General features: G+C 54.9%; 20 protein-coding genes. 9 read left to right on the forward strand and 11 right to left on the reverse strand.

Going from position 1 to position 21,618, the window contains the following annotated elements; all coding sequences use genetic code 11:
• The first annotated feature begins 30 nt into the window (after positions 1-30).
• From glnA to ntrC, 4 genes are all read left to right on the forward strand, one after another.
• Entirely contained in the window at positions 31-1,437 is a 1,407-nt protein-coding gene (gene glnA, locus LG300_RS01150; RefSeq protein WP_404376592.1) for a glutamate--ammonia ligase, read from the forward strand.
• Positions 1,438-1,566: 129 nt separating this feature from the next.
• Positions 1,567-2,100: a DUF4124 domain-containing protein gene (locus LG300_RS01155; RefSeq protein WP_404376593.1), complete on the forward strand. Its 534-nt coding sequence runs from the start codon at positions 1,567-1,569 to the stop codon at positions 2,098-2,100.
• Positions 2,101-2,306: 206 nt separating this feature from the next.
• Positions 2,307-3,365, forward strand: coding sequence for a nitrogen regulation protein NR(II) (glnL, locus tag LG300_RS01160; RefSeq protein ID WP_404376594.1), 1,059 nt, complete (start codon positions 2,307-2,309; stop codon positions 3,363-3,365).
• A complete protein-coding gene (ntrC, locus tag LG300_RS01165) occupies positions 3,362-4,792 on the forward strand; it encodes a nitrogen regulation protein NR(I) (RefSeq protein ID WP_404376595.1) in 1,431 nt (476 codons plus the stop codon). The genes glnL and ntrC overlap by 4 nt, the downstream gene beginning before the upstream one ends.
• Here the strand turns inward: ntrC and LG300_RS01170 are convergent.
• The 6 genes from LG300_RS01170 to LG300_RS01195 all read right to left on the reverse strand — a co-directional run bounded on the left by LG300_RS01170 (position 4,789) and on the right by LG300_RS01195 (position 9,198).
• Positions 4,789-5,655: a ChaN family lipoprotein gene (locus LG300_RS01170; RefSeq protein WP_404376597.1), complete on the reverse strand. Its 867-nt coding sequence runs from the start codon at positions 5,653-5,655 to the stop codon at positions 4,789-4,791. The genes ntrC and LG300_RS01170 overlap by 4 nt on opposite strands.
• A gap of 4 nt (positions 5,656-5,659) precedes the next feature.
• Positions 5,660-5,836, reverse strand: a complete 177-nt coding sequence (locus tag LG300_RS01175) for a DUF6435 family protein (RefSeq protein ID WP_404376598.1) — start codon at positions 5,834-5,836, stop codon at positions 5,660-5,662.
• 96 nt (positions 5,837-5,932) lie between these two features.
• Complete coding sequence (locus LG300_RS01180) at positions 5,933-6,460, reverse strand: YqiA/YcfP family alpha/beta fold hydrolase (RefSeq protein WP_404377953.1); 528 nt, start codon at positions 6,458-6,460, stop codon at positions 5,933-5,935.
• A 5-nt stretch (positions 6,461-6,465) separates the two neighbouring features.
• The gene (locus LG300_RS01185; protein WP_404376599.1) at positions 6,466-6,597 is read right to left on the reverse strand and encodes an entericidin A/B family lipoprotein; all 132 of its coding nucleotides are present in this window, start codon (positions 6,595-6,597) and stop codon (positions 6,466-6,468) included.
• A gap of 938 nt (positions 6,598-7,535) precedes the next feature.
• Entirely contained in the window at positions 7,536-8,075 is a 540-nt protein-coding gene (locus LG300_RS01190; RefSeq protein WP_404376600.1) for a phosphatase PAP2 family protein, read from the reverse strand.
• Complete coding sequence (locus LG300_RS01195) at positions 8,038-9,198, reverse strand: glycosyltransferase family 4 protein (protein ID WP_404376601.1); 1,161 nt, start codon at positions 9,196-9,198, stop codon at positions 8,038-8,040. Before LG300_RS01195 ends, LG300_RS01190 begins: the two co-directional genes overlap by 38 nt.
• A 537-nt stretch (positions 9,199-9,735) precedes the next feature.
• Between LG300_RS01195 and LG300_RS01200 the strand changes: the two genes are divergently transcribed.
• Complete coding sequence (locus tag LG300_RS01200) at positions 9,736-10,401, forward strand: SDR family oxidoreductase (protein WP_404376602.1); 666 nt, start codon at positions 9,736-9,738, stop codon at positions 10,399-10,401.
• Between the two features lie 21 nt (positions 10,402-10,422).
• On the opposite strand, the gene LG300_RS01205 is transcribed toward LG300_RS01200, so the two are convergent.
• From LG300_RS01205 to ugpB, 4 genes are all read right to left on the reverse strand, one after another.
• Positions 10,423-11,481 (reverse strand): sn-glycerol-3-phosphate import ATP-binding protein UgpC, encoded by a 1,059-nt coding sequence (locus LG300_RS01205; RefSeq protein WP_404376603.1) that lies wholly within the window; start codon positions 11,479-11,481, stop codon positions 10,423-10,425.
• A 2-nt stretch (positions 11,482-11,483) separates the two neighbouring features.
• Complete coding sequence (ugpE, locus tag LG300_RS01210) at positions 11,484-12,326, reverse strand: sn-glycerol-3-phosphate ABC transporter permease UgpE (protein WP_404376604.1); 843 nt, start codon at positions 12,324-12,326, stop codon at positions 11,484-11,486.
• Positions 12,327-12,354: 28 nt separating this feature from the next.
• Complete coding sequence (gene ugpA / locus LG300_RS01215) at positions 12,355-13,239, reverse strand: sn-glycerol-3-phosphate ABC transporter permease UgpA (protein ID WP_404376605.1); 885 nt, start codon at positions 13,237-13,239, stop codon at positions 12,355-12,357.
• Between the two features lie 86 nt (positions 13,240-13,325).
• A complete protein-coding gene (ugpB, locus tag LG300_RS01220; protein WP_404376606.1) occupies positions 13,326-14,651 on the reverse strand; it encodes a sn-glycerol-3-phosphate ABC transporter substrate-binding protein UgpB in 1,326 nt (441 codons plus the stop codon).
• Positions 14,652-14,852: 201 nt separating this feature from the next.
• On the opposite strand from ugpB, the gene argE reads away from it, so the two are divergent.
• Positions 14,853-16,022 carry an acetylornithine deacetylase gene (argE, locus tag LG300_RS01225; RefSeq protein WP_404376607.1) on the forward strand — a complete coding sequence of 390 codons (1,170 nt, stop codon included), beginning with the start codon at positions 14,853-14,855 and terminating at the stop codon, positions 16,020-16,022.
• Positions 16,023-16,109: 87 nt separating this feature from the next.
• On the opposite strand, the gene LG300_RS01230 is transcribed toward argE, so the two are convergent.
• Positions 16,110-16,421 carry a hypothetical protein gene (locus tag LG300_RS01230; protein ID WP_404376608.1) on the reverse strand — a complete coding sequence of 104 codons (312 nt, stop codon included), beginning with the start codon at positions 16,419-16,421 and terminating at the stop codon, positions 16,110-16,112.
• A gap of 167 nt (positions 16,422-16,588) precedes the next feature.
• Between LG300_RS01230 and LG300_RS01235 the strand changes: the two genes are divergently transcribed.
• From LG300_RS01235 to LG300_RS01245, 3 genes are read left to right on the forward strand one after another with little or no spacing between them, the layout of a single operon-like run.
• Entirely contained in the window at positions 16,589-17,044 is a 456-nt protein-coding gene (locus tag LG300_RS01235) for a YchJ family protein (protein WP_404377954.1), read from the forward strand.
• 22 nt (positions 17,045-17,066) lie between these two features.
• On the forward strand, positions 17,067-18,095 hold the full coding sequence (locus tag LG300_RS01240) for a tripartite tricarboxylate transporter substrate binding protein (RefSeq protein ID WP_404376609.1): 1,029 nt from the start codon (positions 17,067-17,069) through the stop codon (positions 18,093-18,095).
• A 30-nt stretch (positions 18,096-18,125) separates the two neighbouring features.
• Entirely contained in the window at positions 18,126-21,614 is a 3,489-nt protein-coding gene (locus tag LG300_RS01245) for an EAL domain-containing protein (RefSeq protein WP_404376610.1), read from the forward strand.
• Positions 21,615-21,618: the final 4 nt, after the last annotated feature.

The following is a 21,618-nucleotide window of genomic DNA, read 5'->3' on the forward strand; positions in this document are numbered from 1 at the left end:
CTTTAAGCCACGCTCATACCGGAGGACACTATGTCAGCCAAGACTCTCGCGCTAATCGAAGAGCATGATGTTAAGTGGGTAGATCTGCGTTTCACCGACACGCGCGGTAAAGAGCAGCACGTCACCGTACCGGCACGCGACGTGAATGAAGAGTTTTTTGAAAACGGCCAAATGTTTGACGGCTCTTCTATTGAAGGCTGGAAAGGCATTAATGAATCCGACATGATTCTTCGCCCTGAAGATGGTACTGGTTTCTTGGACCCCTTCACCGAAGACGCTACTCTGATCCTGCGTTGCGACATCATTGAGCCGGCTACCATGCAGGGCTACGACCGCGACCCGCGCTCTATCGCTAAGCGTGCAGAAGCTTACTTGCAGTCTACTGGCCTGGGCGACACCGCCTTCTTCGGCCCTGAGCCGGAATTCTTCATCTTCGACGAAGTACACTGGAAGTCTGATATTCAAGGCTCCATGTACAAAATCACGTCTGACGAAGGTGCTTGGGCGACCGACAGCAAAGTAGAGACCGGTAACCTTGGCCACCGTCCGCGCGTTAAAGGCGGCTACTTCCCGGTACCGCCGGTCGATAGCTTCCACGATATCCGCGGTGCGATGTGTAACACCCTGGAAGCGATTGGCCAGACCGTGGAAGTTCACCACCACGAAGTTGCCAACGCGGGCCAGAACGAAATCGGCGTGAAATTCAACACGCTGGTGAAGAAAGCTGACGAAGTTCAGGAAATGAAGTACGTGATCCACAACGTGGCGCACGCTTACGGCAAAACCGCTACCTTCATGCCGAAGCCGCTGGTAGGCGACAACGGTTCTGGTATGCACGTACACCAGTCGTTCTGGAAAGATGGCCAGAACCAGTTCGCCGGTGACGAGTATGCGGGTCTTTCTGAAATGGCACTGTACTACATCGGTGGTGTTATCAAGCACGCTCGTGCCCTGAACGCCTTCACCAACGCCTCTACCAACTCGTACAAGCGTTTGGTACCGGGCTTTGAAGCACCGGTTATGCTGGCCTACAGTGCCCGTAACCGTTCTGCCTCTATCCGTATTCCCTACACCGCTAGCCCGAAAGGTAAGCGTGTAGAGACGCGCTTCCCTGATCCGACTGCCAACCCGTACCTGGCATTCGCTGCCCTATTGATGGCGGGCATCGACGGCATTAAAAACAAGATTCATCCTGGCGATGCCATGGATAAAAACTTGTACGACCTGCCGCCGGAAGAAGGCAAGTCCGTACCGACCGTTGCCAACAGCCTGGACCAAGCACTGGAAGCACTCGATGCCGACCGCGCGTTCCTGACCGAAGGCGGCGTATTTACTGATGAAATGATCGATGCTTACATCGAGCTGAAGATGGAAGAAGTGGAGCGCATTCGCATGACCACTCACCCGATCGAGTTCGATATGTACTACTCTTGCTAAGAACGGTTGCTAAGAACGGTTACTAAAAACCGTTTTGACAAGAGTGCTAACATCACCCTTGCGGTGTGATTAGCCTGAAAACCCCGCCTCGGCGGGGTTTTTTGTTGGAGCAACGTAAGGGTGAACGTAATGATCAGTAGATGGCGTTTGCGTCAAAAAAGAGGTTTTTCCACAGGTGCTGCGCTGCTGTTGGGCCTGTGGGTAAGCGTCGTGCAGGCGCAAACGGTCTACCGCGTGGTGGATGCGCAGGGCAACGTGACGTTTACCGACAACCCAGAGCGTGGCGGCGAAGCGGTTACGCTGGCTCCACTGCCAAGCGTGCCCACTGCGGTGCGGCCTGCTTCTCCCTCTCCGCGTGCTCTGGGGAATCCTGGCCAACCGTTTATGCCCTATGACCGCTTTACCATTGCTAGCCCTGCGGCGGGGGCGGCGCTGCAGCGTGGCACAACGCCGGTTGAGGTGGCGGTTTCACCGCCGCTGCGCGACGACCATCAAATTCAACTGCTGGTGAATGGCGAGCTAAGCCAGTCTGCACTGCATAGCGATGTTTTCTGGCTGGCGGGGTTACCGGCGGGCCAGCACCGGCTGCAGGCCGAACTGTTGGATAGCCAAGGGCGCGTTCAACACCGCACCGATCCGGTGACAATTTTTATCGCTGAATAGCTCGATGCACTATAATGGTGCATTAAGGCGGCTGATATTGCCAAGCACTGCGCGATAACGGCTTGCGGTACCCTGACTGGCTGCTCGTTAGCCGTGCATGACGCCGTTTGTGCTTAATTGGCGCGCTTTTTGCAGCTTCCCTCTTAAATCTCTCATCACGCTATCGTTCATCACCCTATTATTAGAGCGACGTTTCAGGACACGCCATGTATCAGCGCTTATTAGAGCACCTCACTACCGCAGTGCTACTGCTTGACGGTGAACTTCGAGTCCGTTGGATGAACCCAGCGGCCGAGGCGCTGCTGGCAGTGAGCTTCAGCCGTGTGCAGGGAATTAGCTTAGACACTCTGCTAGGCGGTGGAGAGAGTATCGATGAGGTGTTAGCCAAGGCGCGGGACGCTTTTCACCCTTATACCCAGCGTGAAGCGCGCATTACGCCGCTTAATAGCGAGCCGCTCACGGTAGATTACACGGTGACGCCACTATCGGCGGACGAGCTGCTGCTGGAGGTCGAGCCGCGGGACCGTTTGATGCAGATCTCCCGGGAAGAGGCGCTCACCACTCGCCAAGAGACCATCAAGGTGTTGGCGCGAGGCTTGGCCCACGAAGTAAAGAACCCCTTGGGCGGCATTCGTGGGGCGGCTCAGCTCTTGGAGCGGGATTTGGACGACCCAGCGCTGCGGGAGTTTACCCGCATCATCGTGGAAGAAGTCGACCGCCTGCGGGATCTGGTGGACTCTATGCTGGGCCCCAACCGCATCATCAAGCACGAGCCGGTCAATATCCATAAAGTGCTGGAGCGGGTGCGGGCACTGCTGCTTGCAGAGCACCCCCATGTCACTGTCAACCGCGACTACGACCCTAGCCTGCCGGATCTCTCCGGTGATGAGTCGCAAATGATTCAAGCGGTGTTGAACGTTGCCAGAAACGCCGTTCAGGCCATGAGCGATGCTGGAACGCCATCGCCGGAGCTTATCCTACGCACCCGTGCACGGCGCCAATTCACCCTAGGCGCGGAGCGGCACCGGCTGGTCAGTGAAGTGGGCGTCATTGATAACGGCCCTGGCATTCCTGAAAGCCTACGCGAAACCCTCTTTTACCCGATGGTCTCTGGTCGCGCGGAAGGCAGCGGCTTAGGGCTGTCGATCGCTCAGTCAATATTGCACCAACATCAAGGATTGATCGAATGCGACTCACGGCCAGGACATACCGAATTTCGTTTACTGATTCCATTAGTGATTAATTGCACCGGAGAAGCGTCATGACTGAGGCGACACGTACCGAGGTTGCACGGGTGGTTATTGTCGATGATGACCGCGCTATCCGTTGGGTACTGGAGCGCGCGCTGGCGCAGCCAGACCTGGAGGTTGAGTGTATTGAGCGTGCCGACACGGCGCTTAAGCGGTTGCTGGAAAGTCCGCCGGATGTGCTGGTCACCGATATTCGTATGCCGGGTATCGATGGGCTGGATTTAATGTCGCGGGTGCGCGAGGCCCACCCGGACCTTCCGGTGATTGTGATGACCGCCCACTCCGACTTGGACAGTGCCGTGGCCTCTTACCAGGGTGGGGCGTTTGAGTATTTGCCCAAGCCGTTCGATGTGGATGAGGCGCTGGCGCTGGTACGCCGTGCGGTTGCTCATGCCCGCGAACGCCAGCGGCCAGTGAGCGTGCCCGAAGGGCTGAACGCCGAGATTATCGGTGAAGCACCCGCCATGCAGGAGGTTTTCCGTGCCATTGGGCGGCTATCGCACTCGCACATTACGGTGCTGATTAACGGTGAGTCGGGCACCGGTAAAGAGCGTGTCGCCCAGGCGCTGCATCAGCATAGCCCGCGGGCGGGAAAGCCGTTTATTGCGCTAAATATGGCGGCCATTCCCCGTGATTTGATTGAGTCGGAGCTGTTTGGCCACGAGAAAGGCGCGTTTACCGGGGCGACTGCCCAGCGCCAAGGGCGCTTTGAGCAGGCCAATGGTGGTACGTTATTTCTGGATGAGATCGGTGACATGCCCGCCGAGACGCAAACCCGCCTGCTGCGCGTGCTGGCCGACGGCGAGTTTTATCGCGTGGGGGGGCATACCCCGGTAAAAGTCGATGTGCGGATTATCGCTGCGACTCACCAGAACTTGGAGTCCTTGGTGGATGATGGGCGCTTTCGTGAAGACTTGTTCCACCGCCTGAACGTTATCCGTATTCATCTCCCTCGCCTTGCCGAGCGCCGGGAAGATATTCCTCGCCTCACCCGGCACTTTTTAGCCGAAGCAGCGAAGGAGCTTGCCACCGACATTAAAGTACTGACGCCAGAAGCAGAGGCTCACTTAACCCGCCTGCCGTGGCCAGGCAACGTGCGTCAGCTGGAGAATATTTGCCGCTGGCTAACGGTGATGGCCTCTGGCCGAGAAATCCTGGTGGAGGATCTGCCGCCAGAGCTGCGTTCGACGAGCGCCACAGAAAGCAGTGCCCACGGCGATTGGCGCTCGGCATTTCGGGATTGGGCCGATCATGCCTTGGCAGAAGGCCATACGCACCTGCTGGAAGAGGCGGTACCCGACTTTGAACGCATTCTGATTGAAACGGCTCTCAAGCACACCGGCGGGCGCAAAGGTGAAGCAGCCGAACTGCTGGGTTGGGGGCGCAATACGCTCACCCGTAAACTAAAAACGCTGCTGCCTGCGCTGGCAGATGACGCTTAGTTTGTCGGCTCGGAGGAGGCAGCGGCGGGGAGTACAAACACCGCATCGGCAAGCGCTGGGTCGGGGGCATTGCAATCGGCCTGCTCCCAAGGCAGTAGGCTGAAGGTATGCCGGATACCGAGACCTTCAAGCTGATGCTCAACACCGTGGCCATACGTGACGTGCCCCAGGCCCATCACACCAACCACTAGCGCTCCCGTTTCCGCAGCCCCTGCTAGCCCGTGGGCCATGGCAATATCCCAAGTGAGCTGCGCTTGGGTAAAGCGCTCTAGCATAGCCGGGCTCTGCCCCATGGCATGTTGGTTAAATACTTCTTGTAGCCGGGTTTGATACGCGGGGCTGGCGGGCAGCGGTGGGGGAATCGCGTAGCGCTGCTCGGCGGGAACGCTCGTAAAGCCCTCTTGCGAGAGTTGCTGACGTAGTTCCGGTGAGATATTCAGGGCAATCAGCGGAATTTTGTGCAGCCGTGCGAAGTGGAAAATGGGCAGGTAGAGTTCAGGATCGAACCCCCAAGCCGTTTCCCAATCGCTTTGGGTTAATAGCGCCGCTTCGGTGAGTTGGCCTGCTACCCAGCTATCCAGCACCGGCTGTGCGCTTCGCGGCAGCATTTCCAGGCCAATCACCATATCCTCTCTTAGCGCATATAGCCCCGCCAGGGTATGCAGCTGCCAGCGGTGGTGATCTGCGGCATCGTGCTGCTCGCCAAGCAGTACGACTTGCTGCTGGGCTGCTTGGGCAAGCAGTGCTTGGTGAGTAGTGGCGCGCTCACCCTGCCACCACTGCCCAGTGGGCGGGCAGCCCCCGTAGGCATGGGCAGTTAAAGTGCCTGTGAGCAGCGCAGCTAACCCCAAGCCAATGCGCATTGTGTTAGCTCCCTTGTCCCTTAAGGTGGTTGATCTCGGCGAGGATTGCCTCGGCCTCTTCTGTCAGCGCGGCGTTGGCGCGCATATCTCCGTTGCGGGAAGCTTCCATCGCTGCTTGTAGTTTACGTTCGTATGCTTGCTGAAGCTTCTTTTTCGGGTCGCGCTTAAATAGTCCAAACATAATCACCCTCCTTTTTCGTGTATACTATTTGTATAGGTTTTGGATGCTTATGTCGACTGCTCCGCGCGCTTTTCGTTTTCTTTTGCGCGATTGTCGCTAAACCGATGGCCGAGAGTCAGCGCACTGGGCTAAAAAGCGTGTGAAGTCGGCCAGAATGGTGTCTAGGCTGCTATGCAGGCGGTGGTCATCATCAATCATCCGCAGTGAAAGGCGCTGCAGTCGGGCACGCTCAATCACCGGGCCTGGGGGGACCACATCGTCCCGCCACCCGTGAATAATATGGGTATGTTGGGCTTGAATCGTAGGCGAGGTTTCCGGGTATTTCGGCAGCCCTAACGCCGGGGCGAGCAAAAAGCAGCCTAGTACCGGTGTTTGCGCGCTAACGGCGGCACTCAGCCAGCCGCCTAAACTAGAGCCTGCTAATACGCAGTGAGCAGGGTCATCGCCACGTGCTTGCAGGGTCGCATTAAGATGTTGCAAGCGCTTGGCTGGCTCGTTCATACCACGGTAATCCATGACAACTGGCTCACAGTCATCAAACTGTTCAGCAATGCCCTTGAGCGCCTGCATTTTCAGCGCCCCTGGGCCACTCTCTAAGCCATGCGAAAGGTAGACGGTTATCATCATTATTATTCTGCCGAACGCTGAATGGCTTCACCACCTTGCTCGATATCCTGACCCATACCGCGAATAGTATTACAGCCGCTAATAGTGAATAGCGTTGCTAATAAGAGTATGCCAAGCGCCATGGTGCGTTTCATAAAAGCTCTCCTTTCTGCAGCAGTGCCCTGCTGGGGCGTCATGGTGTGTTAAGTAAGATAAGCACTGTTGGTATCGCTTGCCACTGGTAAGTAGCCGTTTGGTAGAACATTTTGTCAACGTTGCTTATCTCTACTTAGGCGGGTGTGAGCCGTGCGTGTTTGTCGCATGTGTCAATATGATCCATATTCCCTCGACATTTTTGACAACTCGGGCCTGTTTGGATTGTTTCGATAAAACATTAAGTTATTGATATTTATGAAATTTTATTTTTATTGGCATGATTGGCCTGATGCCTGCAATGTGATAGGTGTCAACACTGATAACGTCATCATCAATGATTTTTAACTGTCGCCGCTAACAAGCGCCACCGACAAGTAGAGATTAACTAGTCAATAGCGTGAGCAGGCTAACAGGCAGTAAAGGAGGGCAGGACGCCCAGAAAGCATCATGGACGTGAAAGGACATTTAGCCTGCTCACTCTTATCAGCACAAGGTCGTGCTGATCATCGAGGCCAAGGACCGGCAACGATGCAAAATAACCATCTCGTATTTGCGAGGTGGTTTTTTTGCGTTTGATTTTTATTTAAGTGTTTGATTTTTATTTATTTTATACTTCCCTTAGGTGTTCCGCATAGCCCTTGTACAGATATGTGAAGATTTTTGGGCTATCCTGTTGGGTAAACCAAAAATCAGCGGTTAGAAGACGTCAACGCAGTGGCCGCACACTTTCAGGGACAAGCGCTATGGCGATAGTATTGATGTTATGCATGTTCGTGCTGTTTTTAGGGTTTTCGGGAGTAGGGGTTTACATGGTGTTCAAGACATCATTTACGACCGCTGTAAAAGACCGGGACGACATGCCGCCTAAGTTGTAAGCGGCTGATACAAAATAAAAAAAGCCATCGCGTTGGTGGCTTTTCACGTTGCTGTGTTGTTCTCACCCCATCCAAGACAGGCTTAACAGCGCAAAGCCGTAGCCCATTACCGCCCCAACTAAGACATCGCTGGCATAGTGTAGCCCCAGCCCTACCCGGGAAATAGCAATCAACAGGCTTAGCGGCAGCACTATCGGTAATAACCAGGGGGTGTGGGCGGCTACCAAGACGCTGAACATAACGGCATGCATAGTGTGGCCACTTGGAAAGCTGTAGCGGTCCCGAGCGGGCTCACCGCAGTGCACGCCACCCAGGTAAGTGATAAAGGGACGCTCTCGGCATAGCTTGGTTTTAACCAGCTTATAAACCGTTACCGCGACCAGGGCAATCAGCGTGTATTGCATCACCCGCCAGGCGCCATCGGGCTGAAGCCAAGGCTGGGCGGCAATCAACAGCACCCACACCGGCCAATCGCCTAATTTACTGGCTGTTTGCAGCGTGATCCGCCAAGGGCGATAAAGCGATAGATGGGTAACCCGTTGGCAAAACCGCCACTCCCACAGGTCAAGACGATCGAATACGACAAGCGGACGAGTTCGCATGGTGGGCCTCCTGGGCATAGTTTAGGTAGCGCAGAAATTGCTCAGCGATGCCCGACCAGCTCTGCTCTAGCGCGCGCAAACGGGCAACTCTTCCTATCCGGGCGTAATCGGCGGGGTGTTGGCAAAGCGATACGGCGGCTTCTTGAAAGCCGTGGGCATCTTTGGGCGCTACGGTAACGCCGCTATAGCCGTTTTGAATCAGCTCTGCGCTGGCCGCATGGTGGTAGGCGACAACTGCCAATCCGCTGGCCATCGCCTCAGTCACTACGTTCCCCCAGGTTTCTGAAAGTGAGGGAAAGATAAAAATATCGGCACTGGCGTAGTGGCAAGCTAACGTGGGCTTGTCCACAAAGCCGGTGAAATGAGCCTCCGGTAGTGCCTTTTCTAGCTGCGCCCGCCCCGGGCCATCGCCGACAATCACCTGGGCCATATCGGGGCGTACGTCACGCATGGCCTGCAGTGTTTCCTGCAGTAGCGCTAAATTCTTCTCTGGTGCTAAGCGGCCGGCATACAGAGCGACGGGTTGGTGTTCACTGACACCCCACTGCTTGCGAAGCTTGGTATCGCGGTAGGCCGGGGAGAAGTTGTCGCCATCAATCCCCCGCGAGAGTACCTGCACATCATGAATACCCTGCTGGCGTAAGGCAGCGGCTTGCTGATGGGTAGGCACTAAAGTGAGTGCACAGCCATTATGAAAGTAGCGCAAATAGCGCCGTGTCGCGGCCGAGAGCCATGAAACGCCGTAATCATGGCAGTAGTGGTCGAAATTGGTATGCCAGCCCGCCACCAGCGGGATACTGAGCTGGTGCGCTGCTTGGCGGGCTGCCCAGCCAAGCGGGCCTTGGGTGGCTAGGTACACAACATCTGGTCGCTGCTGCCAAAAACGTTGCAAGGTAGATGGACGAGCGAAGCCAATTTGCACATCACGGTAACCGGGCAGTGCCAAATGGTTCACCTGGAGCTCCTGTGCAGCATAGGCGGCAGTGCCAGGTGCTTTGGGTTTAGGGCGAATCACATCCACGGTAACGCCTAGCCGCTGCAGCTCATGGCATATCCGGTTAAGGGTATGCGCCACGCCGTTAATTTCCGGAAACCATGTTTCGCTGACGATACAGAGCCGCATGAGCGATTCATCCCCTTATCACGTTTCACGCCATCATGCGCGGGCACAATGACACTGCTAAGACAGCCAAGTGAACAAGCGATGACAGTCACAGTGACTATTAAAAACCGTGCTATTAAAAACAGCGCTATTGAAAATTGGCTGAAGGGTGTGTTTGGACAGTGTTTATTAGTATTTTTCGATTATCAGGTAAACGTTAATTTTTAAAGACACTTTTGTTTAAATGTTTTTTAACAAAAGATGGTAAATAAAATAAAAATTTAAAAAGAATGACATATAACGCCTCTAAGGTAGCCAGTGAAGAGGCAGTAGATGCCTCTATTGTGCCTTCGCAACGCGCAATCAAATGTATCTAATAGCTTTAACTCTAGCCTAAGAAGTGCTGTTGACAAGCACTGGCTACTTTAGAGAGATACGCTATTTTTCGAAAAATAGCGTATTGAGTTTTGAAAGCTTATCTTTCGCCGATGTGTTGATGACACATCGGCTTTTTGCGTTATGCTTTTAACGATTGAACAACGCATTTAAGGAGTGACAATGTCTTCGACAGTGGTCATTACGGGAGCTAACCGTGGCGTAGGACTGGCGCTTGCTGAGCACTATCAACAGGAAGGATGGAACGTCATTGGCGTGTGCCGCCAAACTTCTGATGAGCTAGAACGCGTCGCCAGCAAGGTGATAGAGGGCATTGACGTGACCCAGGACGATGATATCGCACGCCTGGAAGTGTCATTGGTAGGGCACACCATTGACCTGTTGATCAATAATGCGGGCCTGCTGCGTGACGACGTTCTGGGGAGTATCGAGATCGATAGTCTACGTCAGCAAATGGAAATCAATGCTTATGCGCCGCTACGCGTCACCGAAGCGCTGCTGCCGTTGATGAAGCAGGGTAGCAAAATCGCCAATATTACCAGCCGAATGGGCTCCATTGCCGATAATGATTCGGGCGGCCGCTATGGCTACCGTGCTTCCAAAGCGGCACTTAACGCGTTCGGTAAGTCGCTGGCTATTGACCTCAAGCCCCGTGGGATCGCCGTCGCGCAGCTACACCCCGGCTATGTGAAAACTCGAATGGTCAATTTTGGCGGCCATATTAGCCCGCAGGAGTCCGCGACGGGCATTGCCGCCTGTATCAAAGCGCTCAACCTGGAGAATAGCGGCGGCTTCTGGCACTCCAATGGCGAAATGTTGCCTTGGTAATGAACCGCCGCCTATGGCTCGCTACGCGTCGCCGGTGCGTTTACCGGTGGCACTGTTGAACGGGTGAAGCGCATCGCTGGTGACGTATACCTGCAGCGTTTCGCCTTCACGTACTGGCGGCTGGCCTGCGGCGCGGATCACCGTGGGCTGTTCGCTGCCCGTGAGGTTGACGTAAAGATGGCTCTCTGCCCCGGCGGCTTCAAACAGCATCAAGGTGGCGTCCAGCGTTATGTAGGGTGCGGCTGGCGGGGTGAGCTGCATATCGTCTGGGCGAATGCCGACGGTATCGGTCTCTTTGGGCAGGTGGCTAAGCACGCCTTGGGTCTCCTGCTGCTGAAGGTAAGCCAACGGCAGCATATTCATGGCGGGGGAGCCAATAAACTCCGCCACAAACATGGTGGCTGGACGGGAGTAGATCTCCATCGGGGTGCCCACCTGCTCAATCTGCCCAGCGTTCAGCACCACGAGCCGGTCGCCTAACGTCATCGCTTCTAGCTGGTCGTGGGTGACGTAGAGACTGGTGGTTTTTAGCCGCCGCTGAAGCTGCTTGATTTCGACGCGCATCTGCACGCGCAGCTTGGCATCCAGGTTAGAGAGCGGCTCGTCAAACAGAAACGCTGCAGGTTCGCGTACTAAGGCCCGGCCCATAGCCACCCGCTGGCGCTGGCCACCGGAAAGCTTGCGCGGCTTGCGTTCCAAAAAGTCTTCAATCTCCAGCATTTTGGCCGCCGTGCGAACTCGCTGGTCGATGTCGTCCTTTTTAAAACCGCGATTTTTCAGGCCATAGGCTAGGTTGTTATACACCGTCATGTGGGGGTAGAGGGCGTAGTTCTGGAACACCATGGCGATGTCCCGCTCGGCAGGCTCTAGCTGGTTAACGACTCGGTCACCAATTTTTAGGGTGCCTTCTGTAATGGTCTCCAAGCCTGCCACCATGCGTAGCAGCGTAGACTTGCCGCAGCCGGAAGGCCCCACCAGCACGACGAACTCGCCATCTTGAATGTGTAAATCAATTCCTTTGACCGCTGCGACATTGCCCGCGTAGGTTTTTTTTAGCCCTTCCAAGGTAATACTGGCCATGGTTATTTCTCCGTCTCGGTCAGGCCTTTCACAAATAGGCGTTGCATAAACAGAATCACTAACACAGGTGGCAGGGCAGCCATGACGACGGCAGCCATGATCAAATTCCACTGAGGGTTCTCTTCAGAAGTCATGCGCTGGATACCCATCACAATGGTGTAGTAGTCCGGGTCAGTGGTGATGAGTAGTGGCCACAAGTACTGGTTCCAGCCATAAATAAACATAATCACAAACAGTGCAGCGATGTTGGTGATCGAAAGCGGCATCAAGATGTCCTTGAAGAACTTTAGCGGGCCTGCGCCATCTACCCTAGCGGCTTCTAGCATCTCTTCCGGGATCGTCATAAAAAACTGGCGAAACAGAAACGTAGCGGTCGCCGAGGCAATCAGCGGTATCGAAAGCCCAGCAAAGCTATTGAGCATGCGAAGGTCTGCCACCACCTGAAAGGTAGGAATAATGCGTACTTCTACCGGTAGCATCAGCGTGATGAAAATGAGCCAGAAGAAAAACAACCGAAAGCGGAAGCGGAAATAGACAATCGCAAAAGCCGACAGCAATGAGATAGATAGTTTCCCCACGGTAATGGCCATGGCCATAATAAAGCTATTCCACAGCATGGTGCCGGCAGGCGGTGCCCCCGCGTTAGACACGCCGGATTGCCACATCTGGGTAAAGTTTTCGATGCCGTAGGCACCTGGCAACATTGGTAGCGTACCGCGTAGCAGGTCACCTGGTGCTTGGGTAGAGGCTACCAGCGCCACGTACACCGGAAACACCACGACCGCGACGCCAATCAGCAGCGTTAGGTGGGCAAAAAAGTTCGCCCAGGGACGGTTTTCAACCATAAAAAGACTCCAAACAGTCAGCCAATGGCTAGTAGTTCACTCGGCGCTCGATAAAGCGGAACTGTACTACCGTGAGCGCCACCACAATCGCCATGAGAATCACCGACTGTGCAGCAGATGAGCCAAGATTCAGGCCCACAAAGCCATCGGCGTACACCTTATAGACCAGCGTATTGGTGGACTGGGCAGGGCCGCCTTGGGTGGTGGCGTGAATAATGCCGAAGGTGTCAAACATGGCGTATACCACGTTCACCACCATCAAGAAGAAGGTGGTCGGCGATAGCAGTGGAAAGATGATTGTCCAGAAGCGCTTTATGGGGCTAGCACCATCAATGGCAGCAGCTTCAATCAGCGACTGAGGGATCGACTGTAGGCCAGCAAGGAAGAATAGGAAGTTATACGAGATCTGCTTCCAGGCGGCGGCGAAGATCACCAGCAGCATGGCATCCGCCCCCGAGGTGCGGTGGTTCCACTGGTAGCCAATCATATCCAGCATATAGGGCACAATGCCGATGGAGGGGTTGAAGATAAACCACCACAGCACCCCAGCAATGGCAGGGGCAATGGCATAGGGCCACACCAGTAACGTGGTGTAGGTGCTGCGTGAGCGGATCATGCGATTCACCGTGCAGGCGAGCAGCAGGGCGGCTGCCATGGAGAGCAGGGTGGTGCCAATGGCGAAAATCGCTGTTACCGATAAGGAATTTAGGTAGTTGCCGTCGCGAAACAGACGGGCAAAGTTCTCTAGCCCCACAAAGGTGGTGCGCAGTCCAAAGGCGTCTTCCCGCAGCAGTGACTGGTAGAGCGCTTGGCCAGCGGGCCAGATAAAGAAAATCAGCGTAATAATGACCTGGGGCGCAAGCAGCGCATAAGGCAGAAAGCGCCCAGGGAAGGTCATGCGTTTAGTTTGCATAGGCGACGAATCCTGCGTCAACGGTCGGCACTAAAAACAGCTTCGCCGCCTGCCCATAAGGCAGGCGGCGAGGAGGGTGCTGAAACTTACTGGTTGGCAGATTCGAAGTCGCGTAGCAACTGGTTGCCGCGCTCGACGGCGTCATCCGCCGCTTCCTGGCCCGATTTAGCACCTGTCATCACCGCTTCCATCTCTTCAGAGATGATGTCGCGGATCTGTACAAAGTTACCAAAGCGCAGACCTTTCGAGTTCTCGGTAGGCTCGTTCAGGGTCATTTGCTTCAATGAAGTATCCGCGCCGGGATTCTCATCGTAGTAACCCTGCTCTTCACTTAAATCCCATGCGGCTTGAGTGATCGGCAGGTAGCCGGTTTTCTGGTGCCACTCTGCCTGTACCTCAGGCTGAGAGAGGTACTCAAAGAAGGCGGCGACGGCTTCGTACTCTTCGTCACTGTGGCCCTGCAGCGCCCACAGTGTGGCTCCACCAATGATAGAGTTCTGCGGCGCACCCTCTACGTCGGCATAGTAGGGCTGCATGCTGTAGCCCACTTCAAAGTCGGCATTGGCGGCGACATCTGCGCGAGAAGCCGAAGAACCAAAGAAGATCGCACACTCTTGGGAGTAAAACAGCGGTTCGGCATCGGGCCCAGAGCCAGGGCCGCCCCACTTGAAGGCACCGGCATCTTGCCAGGTTTTCAGGTTATCCCAGTGGCGGGCGACTAGCTCATTGTTGAAGTTAAATTCTGTTTCTAGGCCGCCAAAGCCGTTTTCCAGCGTGCCCAGCGGCGAGTTATGCATGGCAGAGAAGTTCTCCAGCATCACCCAGCTTGGCCAAGAGGTAGTAAAACCACAGCTTGCTGCGCCTGACTCGGTAATTTGGGTGGCGTACTCAGCGACTTCTCCCCAGGTTTGCGGCGGCTGCTCGGGGTCTAAGCCTGCTTCCTCGAAGACATCACGGTTGTAGTACATGATGGGGGTAGAGGAATTAAACGGGAACGACAGCATATTGCCGTTAGTATCGGTGTAGTAGCCCACCACCGCAGGTAGGAAAGCTTCACGGTCAAACGAACGGCCGTGGTCTTCCATTAGCTGGTATACCGGATAAATCGCACCGTCGGCGTTCATCATGGTACCAGTGCCCACTTCGAACACCTGAAGGATGTGTGGCTGCTCGCCTGCACGGAAGGCGGCAATGGCGCCGGTCATGGTTTCCGTATAGTTGCCGCGGTAGCTCGGGGAGACGCGGTACTCATCTTGAGAAGCGTTAAACTCCTCCGTCATATTTTCCAGAATTTCGCCGAGCTGGCCGCCCATGGCGTGCCACCAAGTGATTTCGGTAGCGGCATTAGCAGAGAGGCTGAACGTGGCAGTAGCCACACCGAGGGCAATCGCGTGCAACGTGAAACGAGACATAACGGCTCCTTTTGGGTCGTGCGCAGTGCGTTTATTAACTTTTTTGGGTGCACTGAACAGTAAAAAGTGTAGATGACGTTTTCATGAATGCACGGTGAACTTAACATGACGCCTCATGCTTTTAGGGCAGTGGTTAACTCACGGTAGGCAAACGAAAGAGGCAGTGCTAGGGTGGCAAAAAGCCTAACGAGTGGGAAACGCATGACCGATGCAACCGCGCTGCTGGCCAAGCTGGTAGCTTTTGACACCACCTCCAGTGAGTCGAATCTGGCTCTGATTGAGTTCGTAGAAAGCTATTTAGCTGACTATGGCGTTGCCGCTGAGCGTGTGATGAGTCCTTGCGGCACCAAAGCGAATCTGATTGCTCGAATTGGCCCAGATGCCCCCGGTGGTGTGATGCTGTCTGGTCATACCGATGTGGTGCCCGTAGCAGGCCAGCCGTGGAGCAGTGACCCGTTCACCCTGCGCGATGGCGGCGATGGGCGCTTATACGGGCGCGGCACCTGCGATATGAAGGGCTTTATTGCCTGTGCGCTTGCCATGGTACCCACTTGGGTGAAGGCGCCGCTCAAACAGCCCATCTATTTCGGCTTCTCCTACGATGAGGAGATTGGCTGCGTAGGTGCCCCTAGCCTGATTAAGCGCTTTTATGAACACTACTCCACCACGGCCCATGTGATTGTGGGAGAGCCCACCAGTATGCAGCTGGTGGTGGCGCAAAAAGGGGCCACTAACCTGCGTACTACCGTTATTGGCCGTGAAGCGCACAGCAGCCAAGTGAATCAAGGGACGTCCGCCATTCATGTGGCGGCAAGGCTAGTCACCTTTATTGAAGATACTATGGCAGTGCTAGTGGAAGAGGGACGGGTGGATCATGCCTTTAACGTGCCTCATACCAGCCTGCATGTGGGTAAAATCAAAGGTGGGACGGCGATCAATATCATGGCGCGGGAGTGTCAGTTCGAGTGGGAAATCCGCCACCTACCTACGGAAACCTTCGAAGAGATTTACGGACGGTTTAGCGACTACTGTGCAACGCTCAGTGAGGCATTAAGTGCGCAGGGCAAAACCGTGGAAATTATTACTGAGCCGCTGAATGTGACGGTGCCGGGCCTGGCCGACCGTGATAACCAGCAGGTCCTACGGCTAGCACAAGACCACTTACCCAACGGCTGTTGCCAACACGCTGTTGCGTATGCCACCGAAGCGGGGCAGTTTCAGGGGCAGGGGCTACAGGCGATTATTTTGGGGCCGGGCAGTATTGCCCAGGCGCATCAGCCAGATGAGTATATTGAAACGGCGCAGCTAGAGGAGTGCACCGCCTTTATGCAACGCCTAGGCAGTGCAATGGAAGCGCCATTTTCAGGCTGAGCCTTTGCATGCCCTGCCATAAAAAACACCCGCCTGATGAAGTGATCAAAGGGCGGGTGTTTTCTTAAGACGCTTACGGTTTAGCTGTTAGTGCTGATGCTGCTCTTCGTAAAGCTCGGCTTTCGCATGGCGCATCACAACTTCGCACGCCTGTTGATGGGCAAGCTGGGTAAGCAGCCGTTGCGTGACTTCAAACCCTTTCCCCAAGCAGGTATCCACTTCGTCACGGCTCACCTGGGGTGAGACGTTGTAGTCGATTTTTACCGTGCGGCCGCCGCCTTCTAGCCGGTCGGCAAACTCTCTAAGCCGCCACGCGATTCGCTCTTTCCAGTTTGCTGATTCTTCCGCGCCTTCGTTTACGCTAAACGTGCACTGCCATTCCGGTTTGTAAACCTTCATAGGAGAACCTCCACTGCGTTTGGAAAGATTGATCGATCGTGTTGTCGTACTCCGTCTGTCTAGGGATCTTGCTCTGTTACTATACCTAACTCTTGGCCGATACCGAAACAAAACATCTACACCGCCTGTTACATGCACAAGCCAGAGCCACTGCTATGACTCACACAATGCCTAAAAGTTGCCCCTGCGGTAGCGGTACTTCGCTTGCACTCTGCTGCCAACCCTATCATCGCGGTGAAGCAGTCGCCCCAACACCTGAAGCGCTGATGCGTTCACGATACACCGCATTTGCGTTAGATCAGCGTGATTATTTGCTCGCTACTTGGCATCCCACTACTCGGCCGGAACAGCTACTGCCTGACGCTGGAACCCAGTGGGTAGCACTCACTATCGAGGACGCCCCGCCCGTTCAGGATGGCCAAGGCACGGTGCATTTTCGTGCTACCTTCCGTGAGCACAATGGCTGGCATGTGCTAGAGGAAGTATCGCGGTTTATATGGCAAGAGGGGCGCTGGTGGTATGTGGATGGCGCTCCGTGCGTAATACGTTTAAAACCGCGACGAAATGAGCCTTGCCCCTGTAGTAGTGGCCGAAAATTCAAGGTATGTTGCCAGCAGGGCTAAGTAGTATGAGGCAGGAGAAATAATGGGCGCTTTGCAGGTACTGTTATCTATTTCTCATGGGGTGCTGCTACGCACTGCTATGGCGAGCGTTATTATCGTTGGCCTGCCTGCCAGCACCCAAGCGAGCGATCAGGCAGGGCTGAACAGCGCCCCTTTTCCGGCTTCTGATATTACCCTGGTGGTGCCGTTTGGCGAAGGCGGCGCTACAGATGTGCTATTCCGGGCGATCGCTGAGCAAGCGCAAACGTATCTGGAGGTGCCTATTACGCCAACCAATATGCCGGGCAATGGCGCAACGCTTGGCTCGCAGTTTGTTAAAGAGGCGCCCGCTGATGGCTACACTCTGCTTGGCAGCCACCAAACGATTGATCTCGCCTACTTTGCTGGTTTTGCGGATTACTACCACGATGCCTTTGCACCAGTGGCACTATTAACACGCACCGTTAATATTCCCGCGACCTATGCAGGGCACTCTGTTACTCAGGCCAGCCAAATTGCCGCCATGGTGGAGCAGCAGCCCGGTGAGTTACTGTTTGGCATGATACCGCACTCAACGGATCACTTTTTCTGGTTACAGTTTTTTGAGCAAACGGGTATTTCGATCGACGACGTGCAGTTTGTGCACTATCCCGATACCGGCGCACAGGTAATGGCTCTGTTAGGCGGCGAATTGGATTTCGCTATGCTGAATTTGCCGTCAGCAAGCCAGCTGTTCAAAGCGGGAGCACTTACCCCCCTTGGCGTTGCCAGCGAAACGCGCCTGTCGGCATTGCCGCAGGTGCCAACGCTTATGGAGCAAGGTGTTGAGTTAGTGAATACGACTGACCGAGGCTTGTTCGCCCCGTTGGATACACCACCAGAACGTCTTGAGCGATTGGCAGGCGCATTTGAACAGGCGCTAGCCCAGCCATCGCTTGCCCATACACTGCAGCATACCCACGGTTCCGGCGTAGACTTCCGGCCACAAGAAGCTTACGGGCGCTACCTTGATGAACACTACCAGCAGCTTAAAGCGCTGGCGGATGCTGTTTCGTTTGAACGCCACCAGTAGGCTGGTGACGCATAGGAGCGAGTGGCTCGCATGCCGTTAAATACGCGTGATTTAGCAGCTGAAACGCTGCTGCTGATGGTCTCGGCAACGCTGCTGCTAATGGGCGGGGCGAGCCTGTTGGTGGGACTTGTACTACCGAAGATACTCTTTGGCCCCATGTTAGTACCCGATGCGTCGCTCGCGACACTATTCATCGGTACAAGCTTATTGGCGACGTTGTGCCACTGGCCTTGGCTGCGCTGGGGGAGTGCCAGCGCGCTATTGGCGCTAACGCTGTACACCCTATCCCATAACTTTCTTGATCAAGGAGTCGGTGAGTCACTCATCACTGGCGAACAGCGTATGACAACGCTGTCAGCGTCCTTTCTATTTTGGATCAGTGCTTGCTTGGGCGTAGGCATTGGCAGTTTACGATGGCGTTTGTTATGGCGGGGAACGGGAATAGGGTTATTGCTTTTTGGTGGCTTCTTGGTTGCCCGCCTGTGGCACAGCGGTGGAGCTTATCAGCCGCTGTTTAGCTCTTCGCCTATCGCTGCTTTGGTCTTTATTGTGCTGTTAGGAGCAGCGTTGCTGGTCGCGGGGTGGCGGCGCCGTGCTGTGCGCCTAAGTCCGGGGCGATTAACGGTAATGGTGGGATTGGCGGGCGTATTGGCAAGCAGTCTGGCGTGGCTGTTGCTCGGTATGCAGCAGCGCAACACCATTGAGCAGCAGGCGAGCTATTTACTGGATAACGTGCAACTCAATGCTGAGCAGGCCATGACCGCGCGACTACAGCTAATGCAACGCATGGCTGAGCGGTTAGACATTATCTCTGATAACCAAAATGCTGAACTGTTTGAGGAAGATGCCCAGAACTATTTTCGCGATACGCTGAGCCTAGTAGAGGTTGCGTTAGCGGATAGTCAAGGCAGGCTGATCTGGTCACAGGGGCGTCATAACGAGAGCGGGGGCTGGCTTTTAAACCAGCTTAACAAGTCTACCGTGCAAGCTTGGCTGAGTATTCCCTTCGGCCGCCCGCGCCTGCTAGTGCCTGATAACCAGCAGCGTAACATGATGTTAATGGCTATTTCCGTGCCTAGCCAAGCCCGGCAATTGCTGGCCGCGGTGGATTTAAGCACGCTGCTGAATAGTGAGCTGCGGCTGGCACTAGGCCCCTTCCAAGTAGGCGTAAGCCGGAGTGAGCAGCTGCTTATGACGTTGCACCCTCCAGGCTTTGCTGGGGATGACACCCTCTCCCCCTCCTTGGCATTGGCGAGCCGCATCGCTGGGCTGCCAGGGGGCGTTAATTTAACGCTGCGCGCCTACCCAGGCCAGCACTACAACTGGTACTTATTAGGGGTAATGCCCATCAGCGTAGCAACGGGTGGCTTGGCGATGAGCTGGCTGCTGGCATTTAGTGTGGGCTTAGCCGGGGCGAGTACTGCTCGAGCAAGAGAGTTGGCAGCGGCACGCCACTCCTTGCAAGAGAGCGAGCAGCGCTACCGTTCGCTGTTTGTTCACCACCCAGATGCTGTTTTCTCATTAGATAAAAACGGCTACCTCCTAACGGCTAACACAACCTGTGCCAAGGTGACCGGCTATCCGCTGGAGGAGGTCATTGGGCGCCACTTCACTGCTTTTCTCGCGAATAATGAACGCGAGCGTATCAACGCGTATTTTAAATACGTACTGGAAGGTGGTATTGAGCGTTATGAAGTCACGATCAATCACCGTGATTCTCAAGCGCGCATTCTGGATCTGATCAGCCTGCCCATCACGGTGAATGGCAGTGTTGAGGGGGTATATGGCATCGCCAAAGATGTCACAGAAAAGCGCAGGCAGCAGGCTCGACTGCGCACCCTGGAACGCAGTGTGGAGGCGAGTGTTAACGGCGTGGTCATTGCCGATGCCAGCCAGCCTGATTTGCCGATTGTGTACGCTAACCAAGCATTTAGCTCCATGACCGGCTATTTGCAAAGTGAAGTGCTTGGCCAGAACTGCCGCTTCTTACAAGGGCCTGACAGCGACCCTGTCATGGTAAACAAGCTGCGCCGGGGGATAGAGGAGCAGCGTGAGGTTCATGTGACACTGTGCAACTATCGTAAAGACGGCACGCCATTCTGGAATGATTTATACGTTGCCCCAGTGCGCGATCAGGAGGGCCGTGTTACTCACTTTGTAGGCGTGCAGCACGATATTTCAAAGCATAAAGCATACGAAGCGCGTCTTGCCTATCACGCCACCCACGATGACCTAACCTGCTTACCCAACCGCATGATGTTTGAAGAGACGCTGCATCAACAGTTTGCTGACGCCCAAGAGCGCGGAGGGCGGATTAGTGTACTGTTTGTGGATCTGGATGATTTCAAGCCCATCAACGACACCCTAGGGCACTCGGTGGGTGACCAAGTGCTGGTGGAAGTCGCCAAGCGTCTGAGTGCTGAGGTGCGCCAGGAAGATACCGTTGCCCGCTTAGGGGGCGATGAGTTTGTACTGCTGATTACCAACACCGCCGAGGAAGGGCAGGTTATCGAGGTCGTCGAACGGTTATTACCGGCCTTAGCAAGGCCATACTGCATAGAAGGTCATGAGCTTTATTTAACTGCCAGTATCGGCGTTGCCATAAGCCAGCCCGATACACCTCAGCCGCAAACCCTGATCCAGCAAGCGGATATGGCGATGTATAAAGCGAAGCAGCAGGGGCGTAACGCTTATGCGTGGTTTAGCCACGACATCAATGAAATGGCCAGTGAGCGGGTCAGCTTACGTAACGACCTTCAGGAAGCTATCGACCATCACGCCTTTGAGCTACATTACCAACCGTTGATAAATCGCAAAGGGAAGATTGTCAGCGTGGAAGCGCTGCTGCGTTGGCCGCACCCCAGCAAAGGCTATATTTCTCCTGCGCGCTTTATCCCACTGGCAGAGTCCACTGGGCAGATTATGCCAATTAGCGAATGGGTATTGCAGCGTGCCTGTACCGATATGCTGCAGTTAAAGCAGCGCGGGCTTGGGGAGTTGCGGGTAGCCGTCAATCTTTCACCGCTACAGTTCCATCGTGATAGCTTTTTATCGACGTTGCATCAAACGCTGCAGGCTACCGGATTGCCAGCTGAACAGTTAGCGCTAGAGCTGACGGAAGGCATTCTGATGGACAATACGGACACGGCGATCAGTATTTTGCATGAGTTGCGCAATATGCATATCAGCGTGTCGATTGATGACTTTGGTACCGGCTACTCAAGTTTAAGCTACCTGAAACACCTGCCCATCAATACGATTAAAATCGACCGTAGCTTTATTAACGAGCTTATCCATAGCGCAGATGACGCCGCTATTGTTCAGGGAATTATCTCCATGGCTCATCACTTAGGCCTCAGTGTGGTGGCCGAAGGCGTTGAGACCGAGGAGCAGCATCAGCGGCTATTGGCTTACCACTGCGATTTATTCCAAGGCTTTGGGTTAGCGAAGCCGATGCCGCTAGCGGAGCTTGAGCGCTTAATGGCCGAACAGGAAGCAGCTACGCAAACGACCAGCTAACGAA

The sequence above is a fragment of the Vreelandella aquamarina genome, from assembly GCF_044805175.1.
Classification (GTDB): domain Bacteria; phylum Pseudomonadota; class Gammaproteobacteria; order Pseudomonadales; family Halomonadaceae; genus Vreelandella; species Vreelandella aquamarina_B.

What these genes read in the sequence shown, in the direction of transcription:
- ugpA (WP_404376605.1), bottom strand. Translation starts at nt 13,239, where the DNA reads ATGCAAACTAAACGCATGACCTTCCCTGGGCGCTTTCTGCCTTATGCG.
- ntrC (WP_404376595.1), top strand. Translation starts at nt 3,362, where the DNA reads ATGACTGAGGCGACACGTACCGAGGTTGCACGGGTGGTTATTGTCGAT.
- LG300_RS01240 (WP_404376609.1), top strand. Translation starts at nt 17,067, where the DNA reads ATGGGCGCTTTGCAGGTACTGTTATCTATTTCTCATGGGGTGCTGCTA.
- ugpE (WP_404376604.1), bottom strand. Translation starts at nt 12,326, where the DNA reads ATGGTTGAAAACCGTCCCTGGGCGAACTTTTTTGCCCACCTAACGCTG.
- argE (WP_404376607.1), top strand. Translation starts at nt 14,853, where the DNA reads ATGACCGATGCAACCGCGCTGCTGGCCAAGCTGGTAGCTTTTGACACC.
- LG300_RS01190 (WP_404376600.1), bottom strand. Translation starts at nt 8,075, where the DNA reads ATGCGAACTCGTCCGCTTGTCGTATTCGATCGTCTTGACCTGTGGGAG.
- LG300_RS01180 (WP_404377953.1), bottom strand. Translation starts at nt 6,460, where the DNA reads ATGATAACCGTCTACCTTTCGCATGGCTTAGAGAGTGGCCCAGGGGCG.
- LG300_RS01245 (WP_404376610.1), top strand. Translation starts at nt 18,126, where the DNA reads ATGCCGTTAAATACGCGTGATTTAGCAGCTGAAACGCTGCTGCTGATG.
- LG300_RS01175 (WP_404376598.1), bottom strand. Translation starts at nt 5,836, where the DNA reads ATGTTTGGACTATTTAAGCGCGACCCGAAAAAGAAGCTTCAGCAAGCA.
- LG300_RS01185 (WP_404376599.1), bottom strand. Translation starts at nt 6,597, where the DNA reads ATGAAACGCACCATGGCGCTTGGCATACTCTTATTAGCAACGCTATTC.
- LG300_RS01230 (WP_404376608.1), bottom strand. Translation starts at nt 16,421, where the DNA reads ATGAAGGTTTACAAACCGGAATGGCAGTGCACGTTTAGCGTAAACGAA.
- LG300_RS01195 (WP_404376601.1), bottom strand. Translation starts at nt 9,198, where the DNA reads ATGCGGCTCTGTATCGTCAGCGAAACATGGTTTCCGGAAATTAACGGC.
- glnL (WP_404376594.1), top strand. Translation starts at nt 2,307, where the DNA reads ATGTATCAGCGCTTATTAGAGCACCTCACTACCGCAGTGCTACTGCTT.
- LG300_RS01155 (WP_404376593.1), top strand. Translation starts at nt 1,567, where the DNA reads ATGATCAGTAGATGGCGTTTGCGTCAAAAAAGAGGTTTTTCCACAGGT.
- LG300_RS01235 (WP_404377954.1), top strand. Translation starts at nt 16,589, where the DNA reads ATGCCTAAAAGTTGCCCCTGCGGTAGCGGTACTTCGCTTGCACTCTGC.
- LG300_RS01170 (WP_404376597.1), bottom strand. Translation starts at nt 5,655, where the DNA reads ATGCGCATTGGCTTGGGGTTAGCTGCGCTGCTCACAGGCACTTTAACT.
- LG300_RS01200 (WP_404376602.1), top strand. Translation starts at nt 9,736, where the DNA reads ATGTCTTCGACAGTGGTCATTACGGGAGCTAACCGTGGCGTAGGACTG.
- glnA (WP_404376592.1), top strand. Translation starts at nt 31, where the DNA reads ATGTCAGCCAAGACTCTCGCGCTAATCGAAGAGCATGATGTTAAGTGG.
- LG300_RS01205 (WP_404376603.1), bottom strand. Translation starts at nt 11,481, where the DNA reads ATGGCCAGTATTACCTTGGAAGGGCTAAAAAAAACCTACGCGGGCAAT.
- ugpB (WP_404376606.1), bottom strand. Translation starts at nt 14,651, where the DNA reads ATGTCTCGTTTCACGTTGCACGCGATTGCCCTCGGTGTGGCTACTGCC.